Raw genomic sequence first — 25,887 nt, 5'->3', positions numbered from 1 at the left:
GATGGTTTTGTTAACGCCATATTAAATTTATTGTCCCAGCTGCATTTCGTTCTTGAGCTGCTGCATTTCCCGGATGACACTTTCGGACTGGTTGTAAGCCTGATTGGACAACGCTCCTATGTCCTTGGCGCTCCTGCTGTTGCTTGCTGCTGCTTGAAACAGCTGGTCAAATACTTCAAAAGCTGCCTCCACATTGGACTGGCTCGACAAGGCATTTGCCCGCCCCGCTCCAACCAGCTCCACCGATTGCTTCACAGATTCCAGAATCGACCGGATCAGCGAATTGATTTGATCCGCGGATTGCTTGGTCTGCGTCGCCAGTTGGCGGATTTCATTGGCAACCACGGCAAATCCTCTTCCATGCTCGCCCGCACGCGCCGCTTCGATCGTGGCGTTCACGGCAAGCAAATTGCATTGGTCGGCAAGATCCCGGATAAGCTTGGACACCGAACTGATCGAGCTTGCACGCTCCTGAAGCTCGCCAATCTGGCCTTCCTGCCTGGTCGTGTTGTCATTCAGGCTGAGGAAGGCAGCCGTTACTTTGTCCAGCTCTTTCTTGCCCTTCAAGGTCAGGTCCACCATGGTCTCGGACATTTTCTCCCCCTGCTCCGAGGCACTCAGCACACGAACAACCGATTGGTCAATCTCCTTGATCATGGATTCTGCCCCATGAACGGTACGAATTTGCGATTCGATGCTCAGCCGCTGCATCAAACGGGATAGATGGAGCAGATCGGCAACCGACAAAATGCCTGTCAGTTGCTCCTGATCCGTAACAATAACACAGTCGTATAAGGTTTTCTCGTCCCGTCCAAGCGCAAGGTCCAGCAGCTTCTGGGGCGAGGTATGTATGTCTATGATGAGTGGATGGGCATCCATGAGCTTCACAATGGAGCGGTTGTAATATAATTCTCTGCCGAAACGGTGGGTCTGTATGACGGTTAAATTCCGTTTCATCACAAGTCCCCTTGGCTTGCGGGCATCGTCGCATACAATCACGCAGTCGCAATCCGGCTGCGAACCAAACTGCTGAATGACCTCCTGGCAGGTATGAGAGGCATATACAACCGGAGCTGTTCTAATGAATTCCAGCCATTCCTGATTCTGCTGCATAGGCTGGCCGGTCACAACTGACGGTTCTTCCAAAGCTTCCATGTATGTCGTTGACATCACGTGCTCCTCCTCATGAATCATTCTATAGCTATACTATAGGAAGAAAGGATTATCGTTGATGCACTGAAATGTAAAGTCTATGTCAAATAACGACGGTTTTATCCCGATTTATGTCGAATAAAGTAAGAAATTGAAGCCATTTAGAGACTTTAGACCTATTCATTGGTGACAAGCACAGATGATCTTCTTCAGAACCAAACTGGTATTTTCCAAATACATACGGAAATAAGCCGCCCTGCAGGACAGCTTTTCCATTTTGCAGTATGCATTTCATACGATAAGCTTGCCTTCAAGATACGTTTTGTTTCTGAAAACAACCTGGAGCTATCGCATTTTGCGGGAATTTATCCATAGCGGAACACGGAAGAACAAATTGATCAGCAGTACGACAAATACAAGCACCGCAGCCGCCTTCTCCGCAATTTCCGTCGCATCCGGAACAATCGCCTCCGACTGGACATACCACAAATGCACGGCAAGTGTTTCACCGGGAGAAAATAAACTGAAATCCCACATTTCGCCTGAAGTCGAGACACCTGCTGTCAGAATGATTACCGCGCTTTCTCCAAATGCTCTGCCAGCCACCAGACAAATCCCGGTGATAATGCCGTTCAGCGCAACAGGCACGAGAACACGGCGGATTGTCTGCAGATGCGTGCCGCCAAGGGCGAAGGATGCCGTCTTCATTTCCTGCGGAACCGCTCTGATCGCTTCCTCGGTGACACGGGTCAGAACAGGCAAATTCAGAAAAGCCAGGCTGACCGCTCCGCCGATTATCGTCAGACCGATTTGAAAAGCTTCTACGAAAACCGCGATCCCGAACAAACCGAATATAATAGAAGGAACAGATGCCAGACCTTCTACGCAAATACGGACAAAGGCGATAAATTTATTATCCGGGGCGAATTCCGAAAGATAAATACCGGCTGCCATCCCCAGCGGAATGGAGATAATCAGCGAGATGATCAGAACATAGAAGGAATTGAACAAGGTCGGACCGATTCCCCCGCCTTCGTCGATCTCACTGGGAAGGCCTACGAGAAAACCCCAATCCAGTTTGGGCATGCCCTTCTGTAGAATGAGGAACAACAGACCCAGAATAAACAGGACGGTGACGATTCCTACGCACCATACGACCAGCGTAAAAATGCGGTTGTTGATGTGATTCATGCTTTTACGCGAAGCGAATGGATTGCCTGCTGGCTTGATTTCCGGTTTCATTATGACTTCGCTCCTTTACGCTGAATGACACGAACGAGAATGATCATAATCAGCGAAATGATAAGCAGCAGAAAACCCATCATATAAAGCGCATAGTTCCAGGTGGAATCGAACGGCACATTGGAAATCTGCATGACGATATTGCTGGTGAGGACGGCTGTCGGCTTGAACAAGGCGTTAGCCAGCTGAGGCGTGTTTCCGATAACCATCACCACTGCCATCGTCTCGCCGATCGCCCGCGCCATTCCCAGAATGACGGCGTACATAATCCCGCTTTTTGCTGCAGGCAGCACAACCTTGAAGATTGTTTGGAAACGGGTTGCTCCCAATGCGTAGGAAGCATCGCGGAATTTCTTGGGTACGGACACGATGGAATCATCGGTAATCCGGCTGATGGTCGGGAGCACCATAATCGTCAGCACGATGGCAGCGGCGAGCAATCCGTCTCCCAAGCTGGTGCCTGTCACGCTGCGAAGCATAGGGATAAGTATCGTTAAACCCAGAAAGCCGTATACGACGGAGGGAATGCCGACGAGCAGATCCATAATGGGGCGCAGACCGGTTTTCAGCCAGGCAGGCGTCAATTCCGCAAGGAAGATCGCAATAATAACCGAAATCGGAACGGAGATCAGCATTGTCAGAAAGGTTAAAGCAAGCGTCCCGAAGATGAAAATGAACGCTCCGTACTGCTCATTCTCCGGCACCCATTCCGAGGAGAAGAAGAAGGTGAGCGGCGACACGGTTTGAAAAGTCAGAATGCCGGTTCGTCCCATGAAGAACAGGATTGTAAAGAGGATCAGGCAAACGAAGATTGCGCATGCGATGCAGATGAGTTTGAAGGTTTTGTTATAAAACGATAGCCTGGTCTTGCGGTCGAATGCGCCGGCAGAACTGGATTTGAGACTTTTTCCCAAATCGGCGCCGGTGAAAGCCTGGCTGGAAGAAGGCGCTTCAAGCATATCAGGGTCATCCTTTCGTCATTTTTCATGAAGAGAAGCCAGCCTCGCCGCAAGTAGCGCCGGATGCTGGCTTCTTTTCGCCGTTCTATCCCGATTGTACGTTTATTTTACGTTTTTCATGGCTGCGAGCGGAATGAATTTAAGCTTCTTCAGCGAACCGTTTTGGAACGTTTTGCTTTGTACGTAATCGATGAATGCTTTAGTAGCGCCTGTCGGTTGGCCTTTAGTCATGTAGTAGCCATAGCCCCACACTTTGTAAGAACCATTAATGACGTTTGCTTCTGTTGGTGCAGTACCGTTGATTTTAACAGCCGTCATTTTGCTTGTTACATAAACAAGGTCGATGTAGCCGATTGCGCCCGGTGTTGTTTCGATGGCCGTTTTCATATCGCCGCTTGATTTTACTTCTTTGTAGTTGTCGCCTTTGGTCATGAAATCAGTACCGTTCAGCGCTTTAATCTGGAAGTTAACGCGAGTTCCCGATCCGAATGCACGGTTGACGACGACGATTTTGGAATCAGCACCGCCAACGTCTTTCCAGTTCGTTACTTTACCCGAGAAGATATCCTGCAGTTGTTTTGTTGTCAGGTCAGGTACTTTCACGCCGCTGTTCGTAACAGCCGCGAAAGGAATAACGGCAACCTTGTTCGGTACTTGGCCATCGAATTTCTTGAAGCCCGGTACGTCTGTAGAAGCATCCCAGTCAACAGCGCCGATATCGGCAATGCCTTTGCGGACCGATTGCGGGCCTGTTACGGAACCGGCAGCGGAAGCCGCGATTTTTACCTTTGGATTCAATTTCTTGAATTCATTGGCTGCTTGAAGCGTAAGGGGAAGAAGGGCGGATGAACCGTTGATAACAATTTTGCCGCTAAGTTTGCTGGCTGCGCTTGCTACGGATACCGAACCAAAGGCTACTGTCAGGGCAATCGCGGTAAACGCGATATTTTTGAACAATTTCGTTTTCATATTAAATGCAATCTCCTCTCGGGCACAGGGCCCGTATTCATTATTGGGTTACTTTCTTCCATTGACCGTTTTGATTAACCGACACTTGACCATCCGCAACTACAGCTACCGGAGTACCGGATGCAGCCAGCAGATCCGTTACGCTGCTTGGAATCGTGTAAAGCTCTGTTTTCGCACCCGTTGCAGTATCGATTTCATAAACAAGCTCACTGTCGTTGTTATCTACAACGGCATAGATTTTGCTGCCCGCCATGACGGCTTGGAGAACATCCTTGTCATCAACCAGCTTGGCCGCTGTTTTATCCTTGGCGATGGAAACCAATGAAGACGGTTTGCCTTCTTCAATGCTTACATAGAAAGCCTTGCTGCCGTCTGCTGCAGTACCGACAAAGATTTTATCATCTGCCGCTGTCGTCAGGCCCACTGGCTTGCTGTCTTTAACCGAAGAATCGTAGGTGAAGATTTGCGGCTCCGTACCCGTCATATCAATGGCTACGTCATCCTCTTCGACCGGCTTGTTGGCATCAGCTGTAACAGCGCCGGGCTTCGTAACGGTGTAATAGAATTGTTTGCCATCCGCGGATACATTCAGGTTGGCTTTGTAATCAACCTTGTCGTCCAGGAGATTCGTGATCGCGCCGTCTGCAAGATTCAATTTGGAGATGATGCTGCCCTTGTCCCCTTGCAGGAAATAGATAGCCGAGCTGTCGGCTGCCCAGACCAGTTCAGGCTTGATCGATTGGTCGGAAGAAACCACGCTTGCCTGTTTGGTGCTCAGATCAACCGTGTAAACTTCTCCGGTTTCAAGCGTATATGCCGCTTTTTGTCCGTTTGGAGCTACAACCAGATCAGAAGCGTCCGTCGATTTCAACAATTCCGTGTAGGCGCCAGTTGCCGCGTCAACGACATAATCTGTTCTGCCATCGTCAGTGATCTGTGAAGCCAACAAGCGGGAGGAGTCGATCCAGACCGTACGGTTGATATCCTTCACCAGTTGAACCGTGTTGATCGATACTTGTCCAGCGCTGTCAACTGTCGTTTCCGCGCCAAATGCGCTTGCGAAATCCTCAAGCGTGATGTAGTAGGAGTTGTTGACGTTCTCTATTGCGTTCTGCAGTTGGATTACGGATCCGTCCACTGAAACTTCTTTTGAAGAACCGCTCAGCGCAGCCATATGCTCACTGTAAATGGCGGTGATTCCTCTTCCGTTCTCTTCAAAATAAATGCCTGCTGCCGTACCAAGATCACGCAGCGATAATAACGTCTGGCCATTCAGCGTAACCGAACGTACGTTTACTGAATTATCATTGATGGAAATCAGGGATTGCTGAGTAGCCACGATTTGTTGAGCTTGGGCTGCCGAAACGACACCGACTGCGGAGGTGGAAACAGCTGCTGCAATTGCAGTAATAACAAGCGTTTTTTTCATTGACATTTGGGCTCGTATCACCTTTCTGGATCACGTTTTTTTGTATGTTGTCTAATTTTTAAAATTGCCGACCACCCCAGCCTCCATCGCTCGCCGGGTCTCTCATCCTCCCAGAACACTATTCTTATGTACAAACTGATTATAAAGTCCCATTGTAAAGTGATTATCAAGCTAACATGAAGATATTGTTAAAATGTGGCATGTTTTCTGAATATTTCATCTAATTGTGGCGCAGCTGCTTATGGCGTTTCGTGTCGCAAACGCTGCTTGGCGGCATACGCCTAGTACGCTTTTATGCGGCTGTCCGATATTCTTATTACGTCGGCTGTTCACCCGCCCTGGGCCTCTGGCCCCTCAACCAAAGTAGATGAGTCTGGAAGAACCTTGCTGCGTCACCATTCGGTCGCTCCTGTGCCACTTTCGCTCACTCTAGTGAGGAATATCCGGCTTCCAGCATCCTAAACCTCATTTTCCCCCGCTCTAAACCGGAAAAACCTTGCTGCGTCACCATTCGATCGCTCCTACGACACTTTCTGCAATAAAGAAGGAAAATAAATTGATTATCAGCCTGCATTTGTAGTAAAATTCCAATATATCTGGTTCATAGGTTGTGAAGCACACACCGCTAATTGGAACGACGTCCTGCGTCGTTGATTAGCGCTTTTTTTATTTCCGGGAGGGTGATGGGTGTGGCTTTTTTACCGGTTTATCGTTCATGGATGGAAAAACATTTGAATAGTAGAAGCGGGGAACGGGAGCGCAGATTAGCTGAAGGTCATGGCCATGCTGAAAAGCTGTTTCTGGAGAAGGTATGGTACCCTGCCTTTGGCGAGTTTGAGAACCTGCACCCCGAATATGAGGTTGCTGATTTTCGCGATGGTCGCGCTTTCTGGATTTTGCTTTTATCCGGTTTCCCCTGCGGCTGGCAATCGAAATCGATGGATGCGGCCCACATTCAAGCAAAACAAGCCGTTGGCAATTTTCCGATTCGTTAATGCGACAGTACTATCTGTTAATCGATGGGTGGCGCATCCTGCGCTTTTCATACGACGATGTAAACGAAAAACCTCGAATGTGTGAACAGCTGCTGCAGCAGTTTATGGGTACATGGTTTAACGGCAGTGACCGCCCAAATCAATCAAATATGGCCGATTTGCTGGAATCCGCTGTTCTATAATTGGCTCTGCGAACATCTTCTGCTTTGCAAACCAAGAATGTATGCCATTTTTTGAATATCCAACAGGATAAAGCCCGATCGATCCTGCGGAGCATGGTGACCAAGCAAACCCTAATCCCGGCGTATAAAGGTACAAAACGAATACATGGCTATATAGTAAATAAGGATCTGCTGAACGAAAAAATTTGGTCCCTGTGACCCACATGGCAGACAAGCATTCCGCTCTGGCAGCATACATATATAGAAGACCCGCTGACGCTACTTTTTAGTGACCCAGTTAGATTCTTCCCTGAGACCTTATAGAAATAGATAGACGTGAAACTTTATCAACCTCTTTAAGACAAGGAGAGGGGCTGTCTCCGTCCTTGCAGCTAAGCTAATTTATTCCTTCAAAATTAGTTGCAATAGTATGATGGAATTATATGCTTTCTTATATTTTCAAAAAAAACAGCCTCCTGTCAAAGCAGGAAGCTGCATGATTGATCGCCATCTCATGAAACGATATTTATTCGAAAATTTCGTGCTCTTCCGGATGTCCCGTTATAGCCGGTTGGATTGGATTTTTGTCTCAACTATTTCGGTGACATGTTAACGTCCCGCACGTATCAGAAAAAATCCATTAAATAGGTTTGGCGCGGTTGAATAATGGCTTCCAGCTGCCTGGCCGCTTCCTGTGAACCGGTGAGCCTCCCGTGCCGATGCAGCTCAGCGGGGCTGCGGTAGCCCATCATCAAGGCTGACCATGTGCTGATATCGCATGCCAGATCGGCAGCGGCGCCCTCATCGGAGGAGAGCAGCTCCATCGTCCCGCTGCCTTCCGCAGATACCGACAGGCTCCATAGCCCTTCGTTCCAGGGGGCGTGCTGATCCTTCAACTGCAGCGTCAGCGTTGTATCGCTGCCCGACGCGCCAAAAGCGTACTGCTTCACAAACGTAGCCGTATCGACAATGCGCGCCATAAAATACGGAACGATTTCCTGCCCAATCCTCGGATTGGACAGCAGGAAGGGCAGCGCATCATCCATCGGCGCGTTCAAAACCGCCTTTTCCACCATGGAATCGTGACTGGCGAGATAGGTCCAAAGTGCCTGACGGCCCTGTTCATTCTCATAAACCATTTCATGAATGGTCAGCACGCGCTGTCCGATCTCGTAAAGCAGATAGCCTGCCGCTTCACCATCCGCACGGTAATAGACCGCAGTATACCCTTTCTTGCGGCTGAGTACAGAGTCCTTCCACCACTGTTCGCTGCGCTGCAAGGTCCCGTTATAACGGGACGCATAAGCCTCGTACAAACGGGATAGCAGCGGGATATCCGCGTCCTCCAGACTCACTCTTCCCTCCACCTGAACACGCTGCGGAAAAAGCGCAGTCTCAATGGTGTATTTTTTATAATCGGTATACGTCTCCCAGCCATATTTCCTGTAGAAGCCAAACGAGAACGGAGCCAGACAGGAGATACTCCTCCCCTTCTCTCTCATCTGAAGAAGCGCATGCCGGATCAGTAAAGCGACATTCCCGCGCCGCCTGTGCTCCGGCCACGAGGAAACGCCAGCGATGCCGCCCATCTCGAACACCCTGCCCTGTATGTACAATTGCAAGGGTATTACTGTCAGCTGCGCCTCCAGCTTGTCATGGTCAAAAATCCCCCAAACCTGCTCAGGCTTGAACCGGCTGCGCCGCTCCTCCCGCTGTTCGGCAGTGACGGAATATTGAAAGGCATACTGGGATAAATCCACGCTGGCATCAAAATCGTCAAACGTCAAATTTCTGAGTTCCATTGGATTGTCTTCCACCTCGATTTTTTTTGAAAATCAGTTTACCCCTCATTATATAGGGGGCTTTAACCTTCTTCCACTTCGATAGCCGTTCCTCCTGCCTCACCAAAGGAAAAATTACACTTTCACGCCGCGGATAGCAGGGTCTGATATGACGATGGCCGGGCTGCTTGAACTTCAAAGCGGATATTCTCTGACGGGAAAAGGAGTCCAGCTTCTCGTCCTGCAAATGTAACATATAAAAATTCCTGCAGCCAGCCGCATATAGGCGGTAAACTGCAGGAATCTCCATTCGAATCAGTACCCGTATTTCATTAAAGCTCAACCAGGGCTTTGATTACTCTGCTTTCAGGCTTCAGCCAGGTCTGGAAATGCTCCAGCATCTGGTCGAAAGGCGCCCGGTGCGTGATATACCGTTCCACATCAACTGCACCGCTCCGAACCGCGGCCAGCACGGTATCAAAATCCTCAGGCGTCGCATTGCGGCTTCCCATCAACGTCATTTCACGTTTATGGAACTCGGGATCGTTAAACGCTATATCCGCCCGTACCAAACCGACAAAGATAAGCTTGCCGCCATGCGCCACATATCCGAAGGCATCGGTCATCGAACGGACATTGCCCGTAGCATCGAACACCACCGTTGGAAATTCGCCGCCCGTGATTTCAGCCAGCTTCTCGAGCGGCTGCTCCAGCGCATTGATCGTATACTCGGCCCCGGCCCAGCTGCGGCAGAAATCGAGCCGGTCGTTATGCACATCCATCGCGATCACTCTTGCTCCCCGGTCCCGGGCAAAAGCCATCACGCCAAGTCCGATCGGACCGGCGCCGATCACAAGGGCGAATTCACCTCTCTTCAGCTCGGACCGCCTCACGGCATGAGCGCCAATAGCAAGCGGCTCCACAACCGCCGATTGATCGAGGGTAAGTCCTTCCGTGCGGATCAGATGCGTCGTCGGTACTGAAATCAGCTCACGCATTCCCCCGTCCCGATGAACGCCAAGCACCTGCATGCTCATGCAGCAGTTCGTTTTTCCGCCCCGGCAGGCAATACAGCTTCCGCAGGCCAGATAAGGAATGATGGCAACCTGATCGCCTGCCTTCAGCCCATTGGCATTATCGCCCACCTGCTCCACAACACCGGACAGTTCATGTCCCAGAATACGCGGATATTCGAAAAAGGGCTGATTGCCCCTGTAAGCATGCATATCTGTGCCGCAAATGCCGATTCTCCGGATCCGGACCAGCGCTTCGCCCGGCACAAACGCTGGAGCTTCCGTTTCCGTCATGTACAGGCTGTCCGGCCGCTCGCAAATAATGGTTTTCATTGTAGTATGCACCTCTCTCTTATTGCCATCCATCAACTAGGGCAACGCCGCTATCTGACCATCAGACTTTAATGGAACGGTTATATTCCGGCCTGCCGCTTGGCCAGGTCTTGCCTTGAATCGGGGAGAGAATCTCCAGCACCGCCTGCAAAACCGCAGGATCGGGCTTCTCCTCCGCCCAGCGGACATTGTTCGTGATGTTGACAGGATTAGCCGAGCTGATCAGCGTCGTCGGAATACGCTCCTCGCTGACAGAGAATTGAACGGCAAGCTTGGCAATATCGACGCCCTGCTCCTGACAATAAAGCGCTGCCTGCCGGCAGACATCCTTCATTTCCCGGCTGGCCAGATGCCAATCCGGTACCCCTCTGCTGCTGAGCAGTCCCATTGAGAGCGGTGACGCATTGACCACACCGACCGAGTGCTGCTCCAGATAGGGGAGCTGGCCAAGCAGCGTCGTATCATTCAGCGAATAGTGGCAGTACGAGAGAATGACGTCCACCCCGGCCCGGTCGATCGTCATCGGGAAGATATCCAGCGGCAGACCGGAAATCCCCGCATAACGGATTTTGCCCTGCTCCTTCAACCGGTTAAGCTCGGGAATGCCTTCCTCCACAATAACATCAAGCGACTCGAACTCCATATCGTGCAGGAACAGCATATCCACATAATCCGTATTCAGCCGCTGCAGGCTCTCTTCCAGGCTTTCACGGATCCGCTTCGCTGAGAAATCGAAGGTATCGACGCCGTAGCGTCCCGCTTTGGTGGAGAGCAGAAAACGGTCGCGCGGCAGCTGCCTGATCGCTTTGCCAAGAACGGTTTCTGCCTTGGTCAGCCCATAATAAGGGGAAACATCAATGTAGTTGATGCCGGCATCGATGGCCGCATGCACCGTACGAATACCTTCCTCTTCATTAATATCGCGAAATACGGAGCCCAGCGAGGAGGCACCAAAGCTGAGAATCGAGACATCAAGACCCGTTGAGCCAAGTTTTCGGTACTGCATCCTGTTCAAGCCCCCCATGGATTCCTATAAAATAACGCCGTCCTTGAAAATCGCGATTTCGCGGTAGCCGTTGCGTTCATTCCTCGTTTGCTGGTCGCCGGATGCCACCTGCAGCAGGTAATCAAGCAGCTCACCCGATAAGGCCTCCATATTCTTGCCTTCCAGGAGCTGCCCCGCATTAAAATCAATCCAGTTGCGTTTATGCGCGGCGAGCTCGGAATTGGTGGAGATTTTGACCGTTGGCACAGGACCGCCGAACGGCGTTCCCCTTCCTGTCGTGAACAGGACGATATGCGCGCCTCCGGCCGACAAAGCCGTAACGGACACCAGATCATTACCCGGCGCCTCCAGCAGATTCAGACCATGCGATGTGATCCGTTTGCCATAAGGCACTACGTCCATAACTGTTGCATGTCCGCCCTTCTGCGTACAGCCCAGCGATTTCTCCTCCAGCGTCGAGATCCCGCCAGCCTTGTTGCCCGGCGACGGATTCTCATAAATATCCTGGCCGTGATTGATAAAATATTGCTTGAAATCGTTGACCAGATCCACGATTTTATGAAATACGCCTTCATCGCTGGCACGGTTCATAAGGATCGTCTCCGCGCCGAACATCTCCGGCACCTCCGTAAGAATGGCCGTTCCGCCCTGGGCGATCACGCGGTCGGAGAGCGCGCCTACAAGCGGATTGGCCGTAATGCCGGAGAGGCCGTCGGAGCCGCCGCATTTGAGCCCGATTTTCAGCCTGGATACCGGAACCGGCTGCCGCTCGAACTTGGACGCATACTCGACAAGCTCTCCGATCAGCTCCATCCCGGTCTCCAGCTCATCCGATACATCCTGCGAACGCATAAATTTGACCCGGTTCGGATCGTATTCGCCGAGCACTTCCTTGAACAGATCAATCTGATTGTTCTCACAGCCCAGACCAACTACGAGAACGCCGCCGGCGTTGCCGTGATTAGCCAGGGAAGCAAGCAGCTGCTGGGTATATTTGAGATCGTCACCCAGCTGCGAGCAGCCGTAAGGATGGGCGAAATGAAACACGCCATCGACGCGCTCGCCGTGCTCGGCCGAGGCCATTTTTGCAAGAACCTCGCAAGTCTTGTTGATGCAGCCGACCGTATTCAAAATCCAGATTTCATTGCGGATTCCGACCTCGCCGTTATCCCGCACATATCCCTGGAATGTCAGCTCCCCGGGAGCGGGCGGCTCATTCTCACTCGCTGCTGCCGTTGCTGCCGGTGAATAAACATACTCCAGCTTCCCCCGCAGCCCCGTCTCCAGATTATGCGTATGCACCCAGTGCCCCGCCTCGATGGCTTCTTTCGCTTTGCCGATGGAATAACCGAATTTGAGCACATCGTCTCCCTGGGAAACGGGTTTTACGAGCAGCTTATGCCCTTTGGGTACAGGATCCAGAACGGTGACAGCCGCTCCTCCGCTTTCAGCCGCCTGCACCGTTTCCCCCGGCTGCAGATCGCGCAGCGCAATCATGACATGATCGCTTGGGCTCAGTTTGATATAGTCACTCATGCGGATTCCTCCTTCATTTCATTCAATTGACCGACAATCGCATCCGTCAGTCCCGGTATTTCATTTAACGGTTTATTCCACAGCAGGGCGGATCCCAGCAGTTCCTCCACCAGCTGCTTGCGGTCGAGCGCTCCCGTCTCATAACGGCCCCACGCATCAGCCAGAAGGTCCAGAGCCGCGCGGTCATCGCGGACCGTATATGATGAACCGTCAAAGCGTCTGCCCACGAACTGCTCATCCACCAGCTGCACCTTATACAATCGAAGCAGATGAGCCAGCGCTTTCACAATGCGCTCAGGCAGCTTCCCGTCATGAGCGGAAATATAGCCCTCAAGCGAAGGCAGCAGCCTTGCCCGGAACTTGCTGATGCTGTTCATGGCAATATCATGCAGCCTGTGGCGGTTATATGGATTCTCGAACCGCTCGAACACATCTGCCGCGTAGGCCATCGTCACCGAAGGCTCCATCTCGGAAGCCAGTGAAGGAATAATTTCCAGCTTAACGGCATCCCGTACAAACGCACCCAGCTCCGCATCCTCAAGCGCAGGCCTGACCTCTGAAATACCGTGCAGCAGAGAGATCGGCGTCATCAGCGTATGCGCTCCGTTCAGAATGCGCACCTTGCGCAGCTGGTAGGGCCTCAAGTCATCGGTCCAGACCACACCAAGACCGGATGCCTGCAGGGGAAGCTTGCTCTCCAGCTCCGCCTCGCCTTCAATTGCCCACAAATAATAGGGCTCTGCAGAGCTGAGCAGCTTATCCTCATACCCAAGCCGCTCACGCCACTGCTCGGCTTCTTCGCCTGGATACCCGGTGACAATCCGATCGACCAGGGAATTGAGGAACCGGTTGTGCTCGCTAACCCAGGCGACGAACGGCTCCGGGAGCTCCCAGTCGGCGCTGTGCTGCAGGACGCAGCGTTTCAGTTCGTCCCCGTTGCCTTCAATAAGCTCGCAGGGCAGCAGCAAGAGGCCTTTATCGGGGTCTCCGTTAAAAGCAACGAAACGGCGGTAGAGCAAAGCGGCAACCTTCGCCGGATAAGATATGGCAGGCTTATCCAGCGAGCTTTCCGTAAATTGATAGGTTAATCCCGCTTCAGTTGTATTGGACACCAGCACCTCAAGCTCCGGCTGCTCAGCCAATGCGAGGAAAGCCTCCCACTGGGTATAGGGGTCGATAAATTCACCGAAAACGGCGATTCTCTCAACCCGTTCAACCGGAGCGCCTTGTTCGATCCCCCGGACAACAAGCGTGTAGAGCCCATCCTGCGCCGCAAGCTGATCAAGCTTCGGCTTCCCCGACGGACGCGGCTGCGAGACTGCGATGGCTCCGTCATAGTTGCCCTGCTTGCGCATTTCATGCACCATCCAATCGACGAAGCCGCGCAGAAAATTACCTTCACCAATCTGAACAATGCGCACTGGGCTTTGCTTCATGGCATCGAATCCTGCTCTCTCCCCGGCGCCAAGCGCGCTTCTGTCCAGCGCCTTGACCTCACTGCCCTGTCTGGTTCCTGTCATAAACGAAAGCCTCCTTCACTAAGTTCAGAAATGCAACGCATTGCTTTGAGCTTTGCTTTCTAAAATAAGCCCGAAAAACTGGCCGTGCAAAGCGGAAACGGTTATTCACTGTCAATTAATGATTCAGAGCTTATAAAATGCTGCGGCATTGCCCCCATACAGCGCTTCAAGCTCAGCTTCTGTCAGCGAATCCGGCAGCACCCTGCCCAGCAGCTGATGAACCTGCGAGTAGCTGCCGGCAAGCAGGCACACAGGCCAGTCGCTGCCGTACATAATCCGGTCTGTACCGAAAATATCCACGATATGCGCGACGTAAGCCGTGAAATCCTCCGGCTTCCAGGCCTCATGATCCGCTTCCGTCACAAGTCCGGAGAGCTTGCAATAGATCTTGGGATAGCTTGCGATCTCGCGCATTTGGGTGGCCCATGGCTCGAAGATGCCTGCTTTGATTTGAGGCTTGGCCAGATGATCGATCACGACGCGGAGCCCAGGCACATTTCTCAGCAGCTCTAGGACAACCGGAAGCTGGTGCCACATCGCCACCAGATCGACCGGCAGGTCCATCTTCGCTATTTCGCGCAGCGCTTCAATTACAATCGGACGCAGAATTTCGCTTGGCTCCGGCATATCCTGAATCATCAGCCTGAAGCCGAGAAACTTGGGATGATTGCGGAAAGACTCCAGAACAACTGCCCAGTCCGGATCGTTCAGGTCCAGCCAGCCGACAACACCGGCGATTGATTCATACTGCTCGCTCAGCTCCAGCATATAATACGTCTCTTCGTGATGGGTCGCCGCCTGAACCAGAATAGTCCGGTCCATTCCGGCAGCTTCCAGCTCCGGCTCGAGGTCTGACGGCGAGTAATTCCGATAGAGAATCGGTGAGCTTTTTTCCGTCAGCCAGCCGTAATCGATCCGCTCCGGATTCCAGTAATGCTGATGGGCATCAATTCTGGTCATCGGTGATAACACCTTTCTTGAGGATCAAATTAGCGTACAATGCGCTTTCGCCTGTGGCGATAATCGCATAAGCCTGCTTGGCCCGCTCATAGAAAGCGAAGCGCTCCACTTCCTCGAAAGGATTGTCTACATTTACATGAGGCGCGATTATTTCGTGATACCGCTTCCAAATTGGCGTCTCCACCGTATCGCCAGGCACGACCTGCATGAGCGCTGCCGGACGCTCGACATAAGCATCAAGCGGGAACAGCTTCATAATCGCTTCCAGCAGCTCGGGAATGGAATGTCCATCGCAGCGGACCAGGCGCCGGGCATGGCTTGCAGCGGGAAAATTTCCGTCCGCCAGTATAATTTCATCGGAGTGTCCCATCTCCATTAATATTTTCAATAATTCCGGTGAAATCAGCTTTGAAATCCCTTTTAGCATCACGATTCTCCTGCCTTTTCTATCAACTTTTTTGTTTGCTCATCTTATCATAACATCAATAATTTGAATTAAAATTGCCTAAACAGATACAAACATATCTTTTTTTGATATACTGGCGTTAATTCGACACTGAAGGAGAGGTTTTCCTTGAAACCGATTGTCAAACCTTTTCCCGATGACCATCCATTCCCGCTAAGCATCGTCTATAAGGATACGAAGCCGCCTCAGAACGAGCTTCCCGATCATATCCACGAATGGCATGAGATCGTTTATGTTTACAGCGGCAAAGGCACGATCTTCATCAATCATACCTTTTACGAAATGTCCCAGGGGGACTTGTTTCTGATTCCGGGGAACACCATTCACCGGGCTTTCCCTGACAAAGCGGAGCCTGTCACCTCGACCGCGCTCTTCTTCAACTCTTCCATTCTTCCGACGGAAACCTATGGGGAGACCTTCTCGTTCCATCAGCTGTTCCGGCCTTCGGGCGGTATCAGCTACAAGCTGGCGCTGCCCCCGTCCGCAGCCGCAAATTTCAGCGCCATGATTGACGAATTGAAGCTGGAATCCGAACGGCGGGAGCACGGCTACCGGCATCTGATCGCTGCCAGGCTGCAGCTGGCGCTGCTCGGAATCAGCCGCCTGATGCCTGCCCTACATCAGCCATCCTCCAATGAACAGCTTGCGGCCAGACCGGAATGGTTCGCCGATGCGCTTGCGCATATCGACCGCGATGTGGCCGGCTCCTCCAATCTGACCGAGCTTGCCGCGCTGTACTCGGTATCGCCGGAGCATTTCAGCCGCTTGTTCAAGCAGCTGATCGGCATGACGTTCAAAACCTATATCAATACCAAGAAAATGGTTCATGCCAAAGAACTGCTGGTCGCAACCGACCTTAAAGTCGCCGCCATCGCCCTGGAGTGCGGCTTCGACAGCCTGCCCCATTTTCACCGGATGTTCAAACGATTGACAGGCTCTGCTCCTGCCGAATACCGTCAGGCCGCTTCGAGATGATAGCTTCACTGAGATTAAACAAGGGAAAGCAGCCGCCCCTCACGGGCAGCTGCTTTCCCTTGTTTGTTGTATCCGTATGCTCTTGCCTTTTGCTTCGGTTAGTAAAACTTAAACCGTCTCTTCGACAAAACGGTTGGTCAGCGCTCCGAGCTTTTCGACTTCAATCGTCACCACATCGCCAGGCTTCAGATACACCTGTTTTTCCTCCGGATATCCCATTACGACGCCTGCAGGAGTCCCTGTCAGAATAATGTCCCCGGGCACCAGAGTCATATGCTGCGAAACATAGCTGACAATTTCATCGCAGTGGAAAATCATATCCGAGGTGTTGGATGACTGCCGCACTTCCCCGTTCACCGTGGTTTTGATATTCAGGTTGTTGGGATCGCCGATTTCATCCGCGGTTACCAGATAAGGACCAAGCGGGCTGAAATCGTCGCAGCTCTTGCCGAGCAGCCATTGCTGGGTGCGCAGCTGCAGGTCGCGTGCAGACAGGTCATTGACATTGCAGTACCCGAATACATGGCTGAGCGCATCTTCCTTCGAGACATACTTTGCTTTCTTCCCGATCACGATGACCAGCTCGGCTTCGTAATCCAGCTTTTGCGTGACTTTCGGTACGGCGATGTCCCGCCCATGACCGGTCAGCGTGTTGTTGAATTTATTGAACAGGATCGGAAATTCAGGAATTTTGGCGTTGGTTTCTTCCGCATGCTTGCGGTAGTTCAGGCCGATGCAGATGATTTTGTTCGGCTCGGTCACGCAAGGACCCCACTCGATATCATCCTCATTGAGCAGATAGGTAGCATCGGCTGCCGGCAGCTCGCTTATGTATTTTTGCAGCGCTGCGACCGCCTGATCTCCCCCTTCGATAACCTGCATCACGTTTGCTGGAGTGTCAGTTCCTGCGGGAACCTGCATAAAGGCCTGCTCCACGTCGATAATACCGGCATCCGTCTTTACACCAAGCGTACTGCGTCCATTGTTTGCAATCGTCACTAGCTTCATTGTCTCTCAACCTCTTTCATTATAGTATAAGTTCCTTTGAATACGATTTCATGATCAAACAGGTTCAAAAAGTCAACGATTCAGCATCGAGAAGGTTGGGTGAGCCTGAAGAAGGAGGAGCGCAGTGTAGGCTAAACCTACATGAGCACCGCACTTCGAAGGCGAACGCAAAATTCGATGTCGACTAGGCTCCCCGAGTCTGCTTCGTGATCAATCGGGGGCTTTTTGAACTTCCTCTTAAAATCAAGGTTCAAAAAGTCAACGATTCAGCATCGAGAAGGTTGGGTGAGCCTGAAGAAGGAGGAGCGCAGTGTAGGCTAAACCTACATGAGCACCGCACTTCGAAGGCGAACGCAAGATTCGACGTCGACTAGGCTTCCCGAGTCTGCTTCGTGATCAATCGGGGGCTTTTTGAACTTCCCCTTAAGCGTTTTTGCCGAATACGACTCCTCCGTCAACATAGAGAGGCGACCCCATGACAAACTTGGATTCGTCAGAGGCAAGGAACAGCGCGGCCTGGGCCACATCCTCCGGACGGCCAAGCTCTTCGCTGAGCTGGCGTTTCTTCAGTCCCGCGATCGCCTCGGCTGGATCATCGTACGATTTTTTCAAATAATCTTCAACAAATGGCGTCATAATCGTACCCGGAAGCAGGGCGTTCACACGGATATTATAAGGGGCATAATCCACCTGCATCGACTTGGTCAGGGCAAGTACCGCTCCTTTGGTCGTCGCATAGGATGCCCGGCGGGCAAGTCCGACCTCGGCGATGCATGAAGACATGTTGATAATAGAACCGCTGCGCTGCTCCATCATATGCGGGATGACATACTTGCTGGGGATGAACACGCCGCGGATGTTGACGTTCATGACTTTGTCCCAAGCCTCCGGCTCGATCTCATGGAGCAATCCAACGCCGCTGATGCCGGCATTATTGAACAGCACATCAATGCGGCCAAACTTGACAATAATCTGCTCCACCATAGCCGATACTTCGCCGGGATTGGTCACATCGGCCTGGATGAAAATCGCTTCGCCGCCGGCTTCTTCAATTCCCTGAACCGTTTCCTTGCCGTGCGCGGCGTTCAGATCGTTGACAATAACCTTGGCGCCCTCACGACCAAAAAGCAGCGCTGTGCTTCTGCCAATACCCGAACCCGAACCGGTGATGAGGATGACTTTGTCTTGCAGTCTCATGTGGAATACCTCCTAGTGTCTGCGGATACCCGCAGAAATGTAGCACTTCAATTCCGGGAGCAAGTCCCGTGCCCTGCTAATTCAGGCCCGAGAGCCGCTTCGCCAAATCCACGATCTCCCGCTTGGTGTCTGCCGCCTTTTGCTCCCACTGATGAAGCGGCATGGAGCAGCTGACGCTGGCAATCGTATCGCCGACAATGTTATAGATCGGGGCTGCCACACAGCGAAACCCTACAACAGATTCCTGATCATCAAGCGCAAAACCCTGCTGGCGAATCTGCCTGAGCTGCTGGAACAGCTTCTCGCGGTCTCCGATGGTATTCGGCGTCTGCATGGTAAGCGCTCTCTCGGGATACAGCCGTTTCCATTCCGCTTCGGGCAGCTGGGCGAGCATGACTTTGCCCAAAGCCGTCGTATGAGCGGGCAGACGCATGCCGGGCTCGGATTGCAGCCGCACCGGCGTAAGCGCCTCTACCTTGCCCAAATACAGGATGTGATCCTCAATTCGCCGGGCTAACTGAATCGTCTCCTGCAGCCGGTCCCTCGCTCCCGCAGCCTCGCTCTGAAACCGGTCATTCAGGTCGAACTGCTTGACCAAGGAGGACCCCAGCACCGCGATGGCTTCGCCGAGCGAATAGGTATCGTCGGCCCCCTTCTTCACCCAATTCAACGTCTCCAGCGTGTGCAGCAGCGAGAACATGGAGCTTTTGTTGATGGCGAGCTGCCTGGACAGGTCAATCAGCTTGTATTTCCCCGGCTCAAGCGATACGACGGACAATACGCGGTCCGCCTTCTCCAGAGCGGGCACCCAATACTTTCGTTCCTCTGTCACCTGATCGCCTCTCACCTGTAGGTTTATTATAATAAACCAATTTCTATATAATAAACTCCTTTCCTTAATATATCGCGATTCAGGCCAATCTTCAAGTCAATTATTTGTCTAAAAAGCAGGATGGTGCCTAAAAACGCCGACAACCGACACATTAATCGAAGCCGAACTACCCGCTCTCATCCTTCTATCGTTCGGTTATCTCCGCCTGCACGAGCCAGCCATCCCTCTTAGGAGCATAGTTCCCAAACATAGAAAAAGCCGCCTCACTCTTGCAAGCTCCGGCAGCTTCCAGCTTCATATATCAAACTAAAATTATACGCCTTTCAAATTGAATTCTACGTCTTTAAGGTAATTCAATCTTTCATCAATCCGCCGCATCTATTCCTCATGAAATAATCGCGATAAGGTCCGGTACCCTTCCTTCTCCTTGCGGTCAATCGTGACTACGCCAAAGGGGCCATATGGAGCGCTCCATTTCAGGCCGCCATCCGAATCGTAGAAATCCCTTCGGTGATAATAATCCGCCCAGCTCCATACGATCCCGCCCTGAATTCCGGCGTTCCCGATGGCCCGCCACACGCTCTCCAGATAAGCGGCCTGGTACGTTTCGGAGAAACGCTCATTACCCCGCAGTCCCAGAATGCCATGCGTGCCGAATTCCGACATCAACACGGGCTTATCCGGATACTGGCTGGCCGTTTCCCGCAAATGCTCCTCGGTCGGGATTCTCACAACCTCGTCGAATTCAGAAATATCAAAAGCAAGCCTGCGGTGGAAGAACACGCCGTAATACAAATTAACACAGACCAGATCGGCTTCCTCGAAGGCATGATGCCCGCCCGAGCCCGTCGTCGCAAACGTCACCAGCCGTGTTGCATCCAGCTCCCTCGTCCTGCGGATCAGCCTCCGCATCGCCGCGATGCCGACCTCCCTGTTCGTGCCGGACTCGTTGCACATGCTCCAGGCAATAATACAAGGATGATTGCCGTCGCGCTTGACCATCTCATCCAGAGCGGCCTGCGCTTTGTCGATAACCTCTGGAATATACGGGCGGTCATCCCATTCGGACAGCCACCAGTTCAGCGGGATTTCCGCCATATACAGCAGACCGATCTCATCCATAATGTCCAGATGAACAGGGGCCTGCGGATAATGGACGCGCACCAGATTCGCGCCCATGGCCTTGATTTTCAGCAAGTCCTCGCGGATCAGCTCCTCCGGGACGCTTGGGCCATAGCCGGCATACTCGTTATAGCGGTTGACGCCTTTGATGATCAGCGGCTTGCCGTTAAGCAGAATGGTGTTTCCCGCCGTTTCAACCGTTCGGATGCCAAAGCGTGCCTCCAATTCATCCAAGGAAGTTCCGTCCGCCGACAGCATCGCCTGCAGGCTGTACAGATGCGGGCTGTGAAGCTCCCATAGCTGTGGATCTGCCAGCCCGCATTCCCATGATACGATGACCGCTTTATTGGGAAGGCAGTTGACATGTACAGGCTGATTGGAGTCAAGTCCAGCACCCTTAATCTGAATGGTCAGTTCACCCTCGAACGCATCATTTGAACCGTTCATCACTTCCGCATTGCAGTGCACAAGAGCGGCTCCGGTCTCCGTAAGAGAGGTGCGGATACCAAGAGATGCCACATAAACCGTAGATGTTGTCTCCAGAGCAACCTTCTGCAGAATCCCGCCGTACTGAATCCATTCCACAACCCGGCCGCCGGGAAGCCATTCCTCGCGATGGACATTGTCCACTTTGATGACAATCTGATTGCTGCCGTCCGTCCGCAGATAAGGTGAAACAACAAATTCGAAGGGCAAATAAGGTCCGAGATGCTCGCCCAGATAGATGCCGTTCAACCAGACGCGCGCGTGACCGCTGACGCTGTTAAAAACAATCCACTGCAGGGAATGGGGCTCTGCCAGCTCCCCCGATATTTCTGCCGCATACCAGCCGACTCCCTCATAACCCCAGAAGGCTTCCTGATAGAAATCCCATGGCCCGGGAGCCTGAACGGACATCCAGCCTGACTTGTCATAGGCTTGCTGGAACCATTCCTGTCTCTCGCCTCTATCATTCTGGTCAATCTGAAACTGCCACTCGGGCAGTTCAATAGCTGTGCGCTGCATGTCTGTTCCTCCTGTATATTAAGCTTCCAGTGCTGTCTCTATTACTTCCAGCCACTCTTCCTGCGATGCATCTCTGGCCAGCAGCCAGGTCTGCCCTTGTCCGCTCTTGTGTGTCAAATATACAGCCCGCCGCTCCGGGATGCCATCGGTGACAAAGTTGTTCTCATGCCAATCGAGCAGCTCCCTGAACAGTCTCGGGATCTCTGTCAAATAGACATTCCTGTCATCCTTCCGGAACAGATCGGCTGTCACAATCAGCTTGCCGCCCGCGTGTACATAGGCAATCAGGCGCTGCTCCAGCTGCGGGTCATAAATCGTATGAAGCGACACGGCGATCAGCTCATGCTGACCGATTTGACCGGCTGAATAGAAAATATCGATCAGTCCGGTGTGAGCCTCATATAACGTCTTGTACACGGTATTGACCGTATAATCCGTGTAATTCAGCCGGTCTCCGACCGAAAGCTGGTAGCACCAGGAGCTGTCAAAATGATAATACAGTCCTATCCTCGCCGGGGCTGCACCGCTTGCCACACTCAGCTCTGTGTCTGCGCCATACTGCTTGATATACTGCTGCACCGCCTCATAATTCGGGCCCGGCTCCCCGGTTATCGTCAGCAGCTCGGGACCGCCCCTGGACTGCTCTTGTCCCCATGGAAACGGCTTCATCTTGAACAGGAAGAAGCTCTCGCAGCCCCTCCCCTGAACGAGCGAAAGCTTCGCTTCCAGCTCCGGCGAGCTTGCTCCAAACTCCATGATCCAGAACGGCTTGGCGAGCACGCCTCTGCTCGCATCGCAGTAAAAGGCAATTTCATACGGCTTGCTGCTATAGATATCGATGCCTGCCACATCAAGCTCGGCAAACATCTCCGCCCAATTGACGTTATCGCCCCAGCTGAACATAAAGGCATTGGTCGTAATCGGTCGCCCGCCGATATACGGCCTTAAGGCCCGGGCCTGCATCCGCGCGAATTGAACCATGCCGTCCGAAGAGAACCGGGCAAACTCCAGCTCCAGACTGGGATGATGCCACATCATCACATCGGAGCTTACAGGCCCCGGCAGCGGAATCTGGCCGAAGCTGTGATAATGCTGAGACCAGAAAGCCGTCCCCCAGCTGTCGTTCAGAGCTTCGATCGTTCCATACTTTTCGGCCAAATATGCATGAAAAGCCTGCTTCGCGCATGCTCCGTAATCGTACTTGGTTTCGCCGCCAAATTCATTATCAAGCTGCCAGGCGACGACGTTCGGATGACTGCCGTAACGCTGCGCCATCAAATCCACGATGCGCAGCGAATATTTCACATATTGATCCGAAAAATATGAGCGGTGCTGGCGTGCGCCGAAGCCTACTGTCCGGCCATCCTTGTGGACAGGCAGAATCTCCGGATGCTTCTCTGCCAGCCAGATCGGCGGACAAGCCGTCGGCGTGCAGAGCACTACCCCGATGCCGGATTCGGCGGCCAAATCGATAGCGTCGTCCAGCCATTTCCAGTCATACTGCCCGTCCTGCGGCTCCAGGCTGGACCAGGCAAATTCCGCGATCCGGATCGATGTGATCCCGGCATCAACCAGCTTGCGGTAATCGACCGCCCACTGCTCCCTGCCATGATGCTCCGGATAGTAAGCAATTCCCACATTCATTGTTCGTCCGCTCCATTTCTGTCAAGGTCTGCTCGTTTATATGTGCACGCCAATTCCAGCGATCGTGCATCTTCCACATGCCGGATCTCGCCGCCAGGCATGCGGATCGTTGCAGGGATGCCCGCTGGCGCGTTGATCCGGATAGTAAACTGATCCGCTTCGAGTCTCCACTCCACCTCCACAAGCCCATGGGGAGTCGAGGCGCTTCCTTTTGCCCAGCGCAGAGGTCCCACAACAGGTGAAATCTCGATTGCCGCAAAACCCGGCTTCAGCGGCTTGACGCCCAGAATTTCCGCTGGGAATTCATATAAGGGCAGAGCCCCCCATGCGTGACAATCGCTGCGCTCCGACACGGGATCTTCCACCCAGGCCGTCAAATGCAGATCCACCTGCTCCCGCCAGGTATCCCACAGCTCAAAAGTCTTCTCGTACAGACCCGTCTTGGCAAGAGTGCGGAACAAGTAGTAGGACATGGCGCTGGATACCTTCGCCATTGCTGCCGCATTACGGTCAAGCATGCGCTCCATTAATTCCCGGGCCTCCGCCCCTTCGACCGTACCTGAGAGAACCGCCCATAGCTGGGCATGCTGGCTGTAGGCTTCAACGGAAGGGCCGTCGCGGAAAAGCTTCCGCTCCCCTGACCAGCAGTGCAGGCGGACCGCTTCACGGATGGTTTCCGCCCGGACGCGGTATTCCGCTCCGGTATCCTTTCTCCCGGTCCATTCATTCAGCTCCGCCGCTTTGACAAGCGCATCCGCATACATCAGGCTGTATACCGTCATGGGACCCGACCTTCCAGCCTGCGGCGCACCGGCATTATCCTTCCACTCCATCGTCCAATCGACGAACGACCAGTAGCCCTCCGGAATCTGTCCGACAAGCCCGCTCTCGTCTCGGCGGTCCTCGAACCAGCCAAGAACGGCATCCATACCCGGACGGTACCGCTTCACCAGCGCAGGATCTCCGAAGTGGCTGTAATGGTCATAAACCATCATCAGCCAAAACAAAGCGAATCCCGGGATAACCTGCCTCGAAACAGAAGGATACCGGCTCTGCAGCATGCCGCCGGGAAGCAGTGAGCTGTGAAAGTCACGGATCGTTTTGCGCGCCAGACGGTCATCCCCACTGACGGAATACGTGAACAAAGCCTGAAGACGGCTGTCAAGCTCATACTGCATCTGCTCATAATAAGGCGTATCCTCGTAGGTTTCGTGCATGCAGCCCCGCAGCGTATTCAGGCTGATCTCCCACAGGGGACGAAGCGTGGCATCGGAGCTGTCGAAGCCGGCAAGCTCCTGCAGCGGATAGCCGCTCTGACGATAATCGACTCCCGCCAAAACAACCGGTTCATCCGCAGCCTGAAGGGTCAGACGGATGAAGCGGAAACCGCGCCGGTGAAGCGGCTCATACACCTCGGCCACTTCGGCGGAGGACAGCGGCTCGTTGCCGCTTCCAGCCAGCGTATAGTGATCCTCGAAGCCGTAGAGAGCTTTTCCTTCCATTTGATCCCGGATACCCTTGCGCCTTGAACCGTCCGCGCCCGGCGGAAGCTCGTAGCACTCGGCATACAAAATGGAAGCCCTTGCCCCCTTCCCGCCATAAAAGGCCACACGCGGAAATCCGCTCGTCATCCGCGAAGTATCCAGCTCCACCGTGAGCCGTCCGCCTGCCAGCAGCACCAAACCCGCCAGGCTCTCGGGCGATTCCCCCTCAACCCAGCTTCGTTCCCCGCATTTGCCCTGCATAATCCGGGTGAATGCCCTTACGGTTTCCCGCATGGGCGGAATCGTCCGCTCCGTCAGCTGCCAGCGGGTCAGCTGTCCGTACATGGGGTCCAGCACATCGCTGACCACAACGGCTGCGGGCCAATGTCCGTCCGGGAAATCCTTGTTCTCGAAGCCAATCGGCAGCTTGGCTCCGTCGACGCGTTCCCCTCCGCCGATAAACAGCGTGAACGTCTCCTTCTCAAAAGCGAAAGCACCCGCTTCCAGACGCAGCGCCTGCCAGCGTCCATCCGTACTGATGTCTTCAAGCCGATTCCCAACATTATTCTCAAGGCAGCCATCCAGCAGAAAACTGCCCATATCCGACCGCCATACGGATGCCGGGCCGGAATGCCCCCTATAATGAATCACCTGAGCGGCCCATACGTTCCGGCCGTCCAGCAGTTTATCTGTCACATCAACGACTTCATAATAATGAATATTCATGTCGCCCTTGCACGGCCCGCTTGAAACCGCTTCTCCGTTCAGCCATAAGCGATAGCGGCTGTCGGCCGAAACACTCACGGTCAATCGGGCATTATTCTTATCGGAAACATGAAAGCTGCGGCGAAAACAGGCAATCTGCGGTTCATTACTCCCGGCGGCATTCTCCTGAGAGGAAGCCTGCGGCCAGATCCATTTGGCCTGCCATTTGCGGTTTTCTTCCATTCTTATCCATCATCTCCCTTGTATAATGCGAGTGAAATAATCTGGCTCCCGCCTGCTCAGCCCGTTAATCACCGGACTTTAGCTGTCGCTTTTAAAGTATCACGGTGCCATCCAACTTGCCGGTCTTGCCCTATTTCAAAGCAAAAGGGG

At 53.0% G+C, this 25,887-nt stretch carries 20 protein-coding genes; 2 read left to right on the top strand and 18 right to left on the bottom strand.

Annotated features, from left to right (window positions below; translation table 11 throughout):
* Positions 1-27: 27 nt before the first annotated feature.
* From ACFOLF_RS28770 to ACFOLF_RS28750, 5 genes are all read right to left on the bottom strand, one after another.
* Complete coding sequence (locus ACFOLF_RS28770; protein ID WP_210037412.1) at positions 28-1,170, bottom strand: methyl-accepting chemotaxis protein; 1,143 nt, start codon at positions 1,168-1,170, stop codon at positions 28-30.
* A gap of 327 nt (positions 1,171-1,497) precedes the next feature.
* Positions 1,498-2,394 carry a phosphate ABC transporter permease PstA gene (gene pstA / locus ACFOLF_RS28765; RefSeq protein WP_210037411.1) on the bottom strand — a complete coding sequence of 299 codons (897 nt, stop codon included), beginning with the start codon at positions 2,392-2,394 and terminating at the stop codon, positions 1,498-1,500.
* A complete protein-coding gene (pstC, locus tag ACFOLF_RS28760) occupies positions 2,394-3,353 on the bottom strand; it encodes a phosphate ABC transporter permease subunit PstC (RefSeq protein WP_210037410.1) in 960 nt (319 codons plus the stop codon). The genes pstA and pstC overlap by 1 nt, the downstream gene beginning before the upstream one ends.
* 102 nt (positions 3,354-3,455) lie before the next feature.
* Entirely contained in the window at positions 3,456-4,322 is an 867-nt protein-coding gene (locus ACFOLF_RS28755) for a phosphate ABC transporter substrate-binding protein (RefSeq protein ID WP_210037409.1), read from the bottom strand.
* Between the two features lie 40 nt (positions 4,323-4,362).
* The gene (locus ACFOLF_RS28750) at positions 4,363-5,757 is read right to left on the bottom strand and encodes a stalk domain-containing protein (protein WP_210037408.1); all 1,395 of its coding nucleotides are present in this window, start codon (positions 5,755-5,757) and stop codon (positions 4,363-4,365) included.
* Between the two features lie 683 nt (positions 5,758-6,440).
* Here ACFOLF_RS28750 and ACFOLF_RS28745 point away from each other — a divergent pair.
* Positions 6,441-6,746 (top strand): hypothetical protein, encoded by a 306-nt coding sequence (locus ACFOLF_RS28745; RefSeq protein ID WP_210037407.1) that lies wholly within the window; start codon positions 6,441-6,443, stop codon positions 6,744-6,746.
* A 787-nt stretch (positions 6,747-7,533) separates the two neighbouring features.
* On the opposite strand, the gene ACFOLF_RS28740 is transcribed toward ACFOLF_RS28745, so the two are convergent.
* The 7 genes from ACFOLF_RS28740 to fucU form a co-directional block, all read right to left on the bottom strand.
* The gene (locus tag ACFOLF_RS28740; protein ID WP_210037406.1) at positions 7,534-8,709 is read right to left on the bottom strand and encodes a GNAT family N-acetyltransferase; all 1,176 of its coding nucleotides are present in this window, start codon (positions 8,707-8,709) and stop codon (positions 7,534-7,536) included.
* Positions 8,710-9,020: 311 nt separating this feature from the next.
* Entirely contained in the window at positions 9,021-10,034 is a 1,014-nt protein-coding gene (locus tag ACFOLF_RS28735) for a zinc-binding alcohol dehydrogenase family protein (protein ID WP_210037405.1), read from the bottom strand.
* A 61-nt stretch (positions 10,035-10,095) separates the two neighbouring features.
* On the bottom strand, positions 10,096-11,040 hold the full coding sequence (locus ACFOLF_RS28730; protein ID WP_210037404.1) for an aldo/keto reductase: 945 nt from the start codon (positions 11,038-11,040) through the stop codon (positions 10,096-10,098).
* A gap of 24 nt (positions 11,041-11,064) precedes the next feature.
* Complete coding sequence (locus tag ACFOLF_RS28725) at positions 11,065-12,576, bottom strand: UxaA family hydrolase (RefSeq protein WP_210037403.1); 1,512 nt, start codon at positions 12,574-12,576, stop codon at positions 11,065-11,067.
* On the bottom strand, positions 12,573-14,096 hold the full coding sequence (locus ACFOLF_RS28720; RefSeq protein WP_210037402.1) for a tagaturonate reductase: 1,524 nt from the start codon (positions 14,094-14,096) through the stop codon (positions 12,573-12,575). The genes ACFOLF_RS28725 and ACFOLF_RS28720 overlap by 4 nt, the downstream gene beginning before the upstream one ends.
* Before the next feature lie 123 nt (positions 14,097-14,219).
* On the bottom strand, positions 14,220-15,056 hold the full coding sequence (locus ACFOLF_RS28715) for an amidohydrolase family protein (RefSeq protein ID WP_210037401.1): 837 nt from the start codon (positions 15,054-15,056) through the stop codon (positions 14,220-14,222).
* Complete coding sequence (fucU, locus tag ACFOLF_RS28710) at positions 15,043-15,483, bottom strand: L-fucose mutarotase (protein ID WP_210037400.1); 441 nt, start codon at positions 15,481-15,483, stop codon at positions 15,043-15,045. Before fucU ends, ACFOLF_RS28715 begins: the two co-directional genes overlap by 14 nt.
* Positions 15,484-15,630: 147 nt before the next feature.
* Here fucU and ACFOLF_RS28705 point away from each other — a divergent pair, with 147 nt between their 5' ends.
* Positions 15,631-16,497, top strand: coding sequence for an AraC family transcriptional regulator (locus tag ACFOLF_RS28705; protein WP_210037399.1), 867 nt, complete (start codon positions 15,631-15,633; stop codon positions 16,495-16,497).
* A 108-nt stretch (positions 16,498-16,605) separates the two neighbouring features.
* On the opposite strand, the gene ACFOLF_RS28700 is transcribed toward ACFOLF_RS28705, so the two are convergent.
* The 6 genes from ACFOLF_RS28700 to ACFOLF_RS28675 all read right to left on the bottom strand — a co-directional run bounded on the left by ACFOLF_RS28700 (position 16,606) and on the right by ACFOLF_RS28675 (position 25,737).
* Positions 16,606-17,505 (bottom strand): fumarylacetoacetate hydrolase family protein, encoded by a 900-nt coding sequence (locus ACFOLF_RS28700; protein ID WP_210037398.1) that lies wholly within the window; start codon positions 17,503-17,505, stop codon positions 16,606-16,608.
* A 423-nt stretch (positions 17,506-17,928) separates the two neighbouring features.
* Positions 17,929-18,702 (bottom strand): SDR family NAD(P)-dependent oxidoreductase, encoded by a 774-nt coding sequence (locus tag ACFOLF_RS28695; RefSeq protein WP_210037397.1) that lies wholly within the window; start codon positions 18,700-18,702, stop codon positions 17,929-17,931.
* Positions 18,703-18,778: 76 nt separating this feature from the next.
* Positions 18,779-19,534, bottom strand: a complete 756-nt coding sequence (locus tag ACFOLF_RS28690; protein WP_210037396.1) for an IclR family transcriptional regulator — start codon at positions 19,532-19,534, stop codon at positions 18,779-18,781.
* 378 nt (positions 19,535-19,912) lie between these two features.
* A complete protein-coding gene (locus ACFOLF_RS28685; RefSeq protein ID WP_210037395.1) occupies positions 19,913-21,661 on the bottom strand; it encodes a glycoside hydrolase family 2 protein in 1,749 nt (582 codons plus the stop codon).
* An 18-nt stretch (positions 21,662-21,679) separates the two neighbouring features.
* A complete protein-coding gene (locus ACFOLF_RS28680; RefSeq protein WP_210037394.1) occupies positions 21,680-23,305 on the bottom strand; it encodes a beta-galactosidase in 1,626 nt (541 codons plus the stop codon).
* Entirely contained in the window at positions 23,302-25,737 is a 2,436-nt protein-coding gene (locus tag ACFOLF_RS28675) for an alpha-L-rhamnosidase-related protein (protein WP_210037393.1), read from the bottom strand. The genes ACFOLF_RS28680 and ACFOLF_RS28675 overlap by 4 nt, the downstream gene beginning before the upstream one ends.
* Positions 25,738-25,887 lie beyond the last annotated feature (150 nt).

The sequence above is a fragment of the Paenibacillus sepulcri genome (assembly GCF_042647105.1).
GTDB classification, from domain to species: Bacteria; Bacillota; Bacilli; order Paenibacillales; family Paenibacillaceae; genus Paenibacillus_Z; species Paenibacillus_Z sepulcri.
Note: the sequence above shows the minus strand (reverse complement) of the source record. Positions and strands in the feature narration are given on the sequence as shown.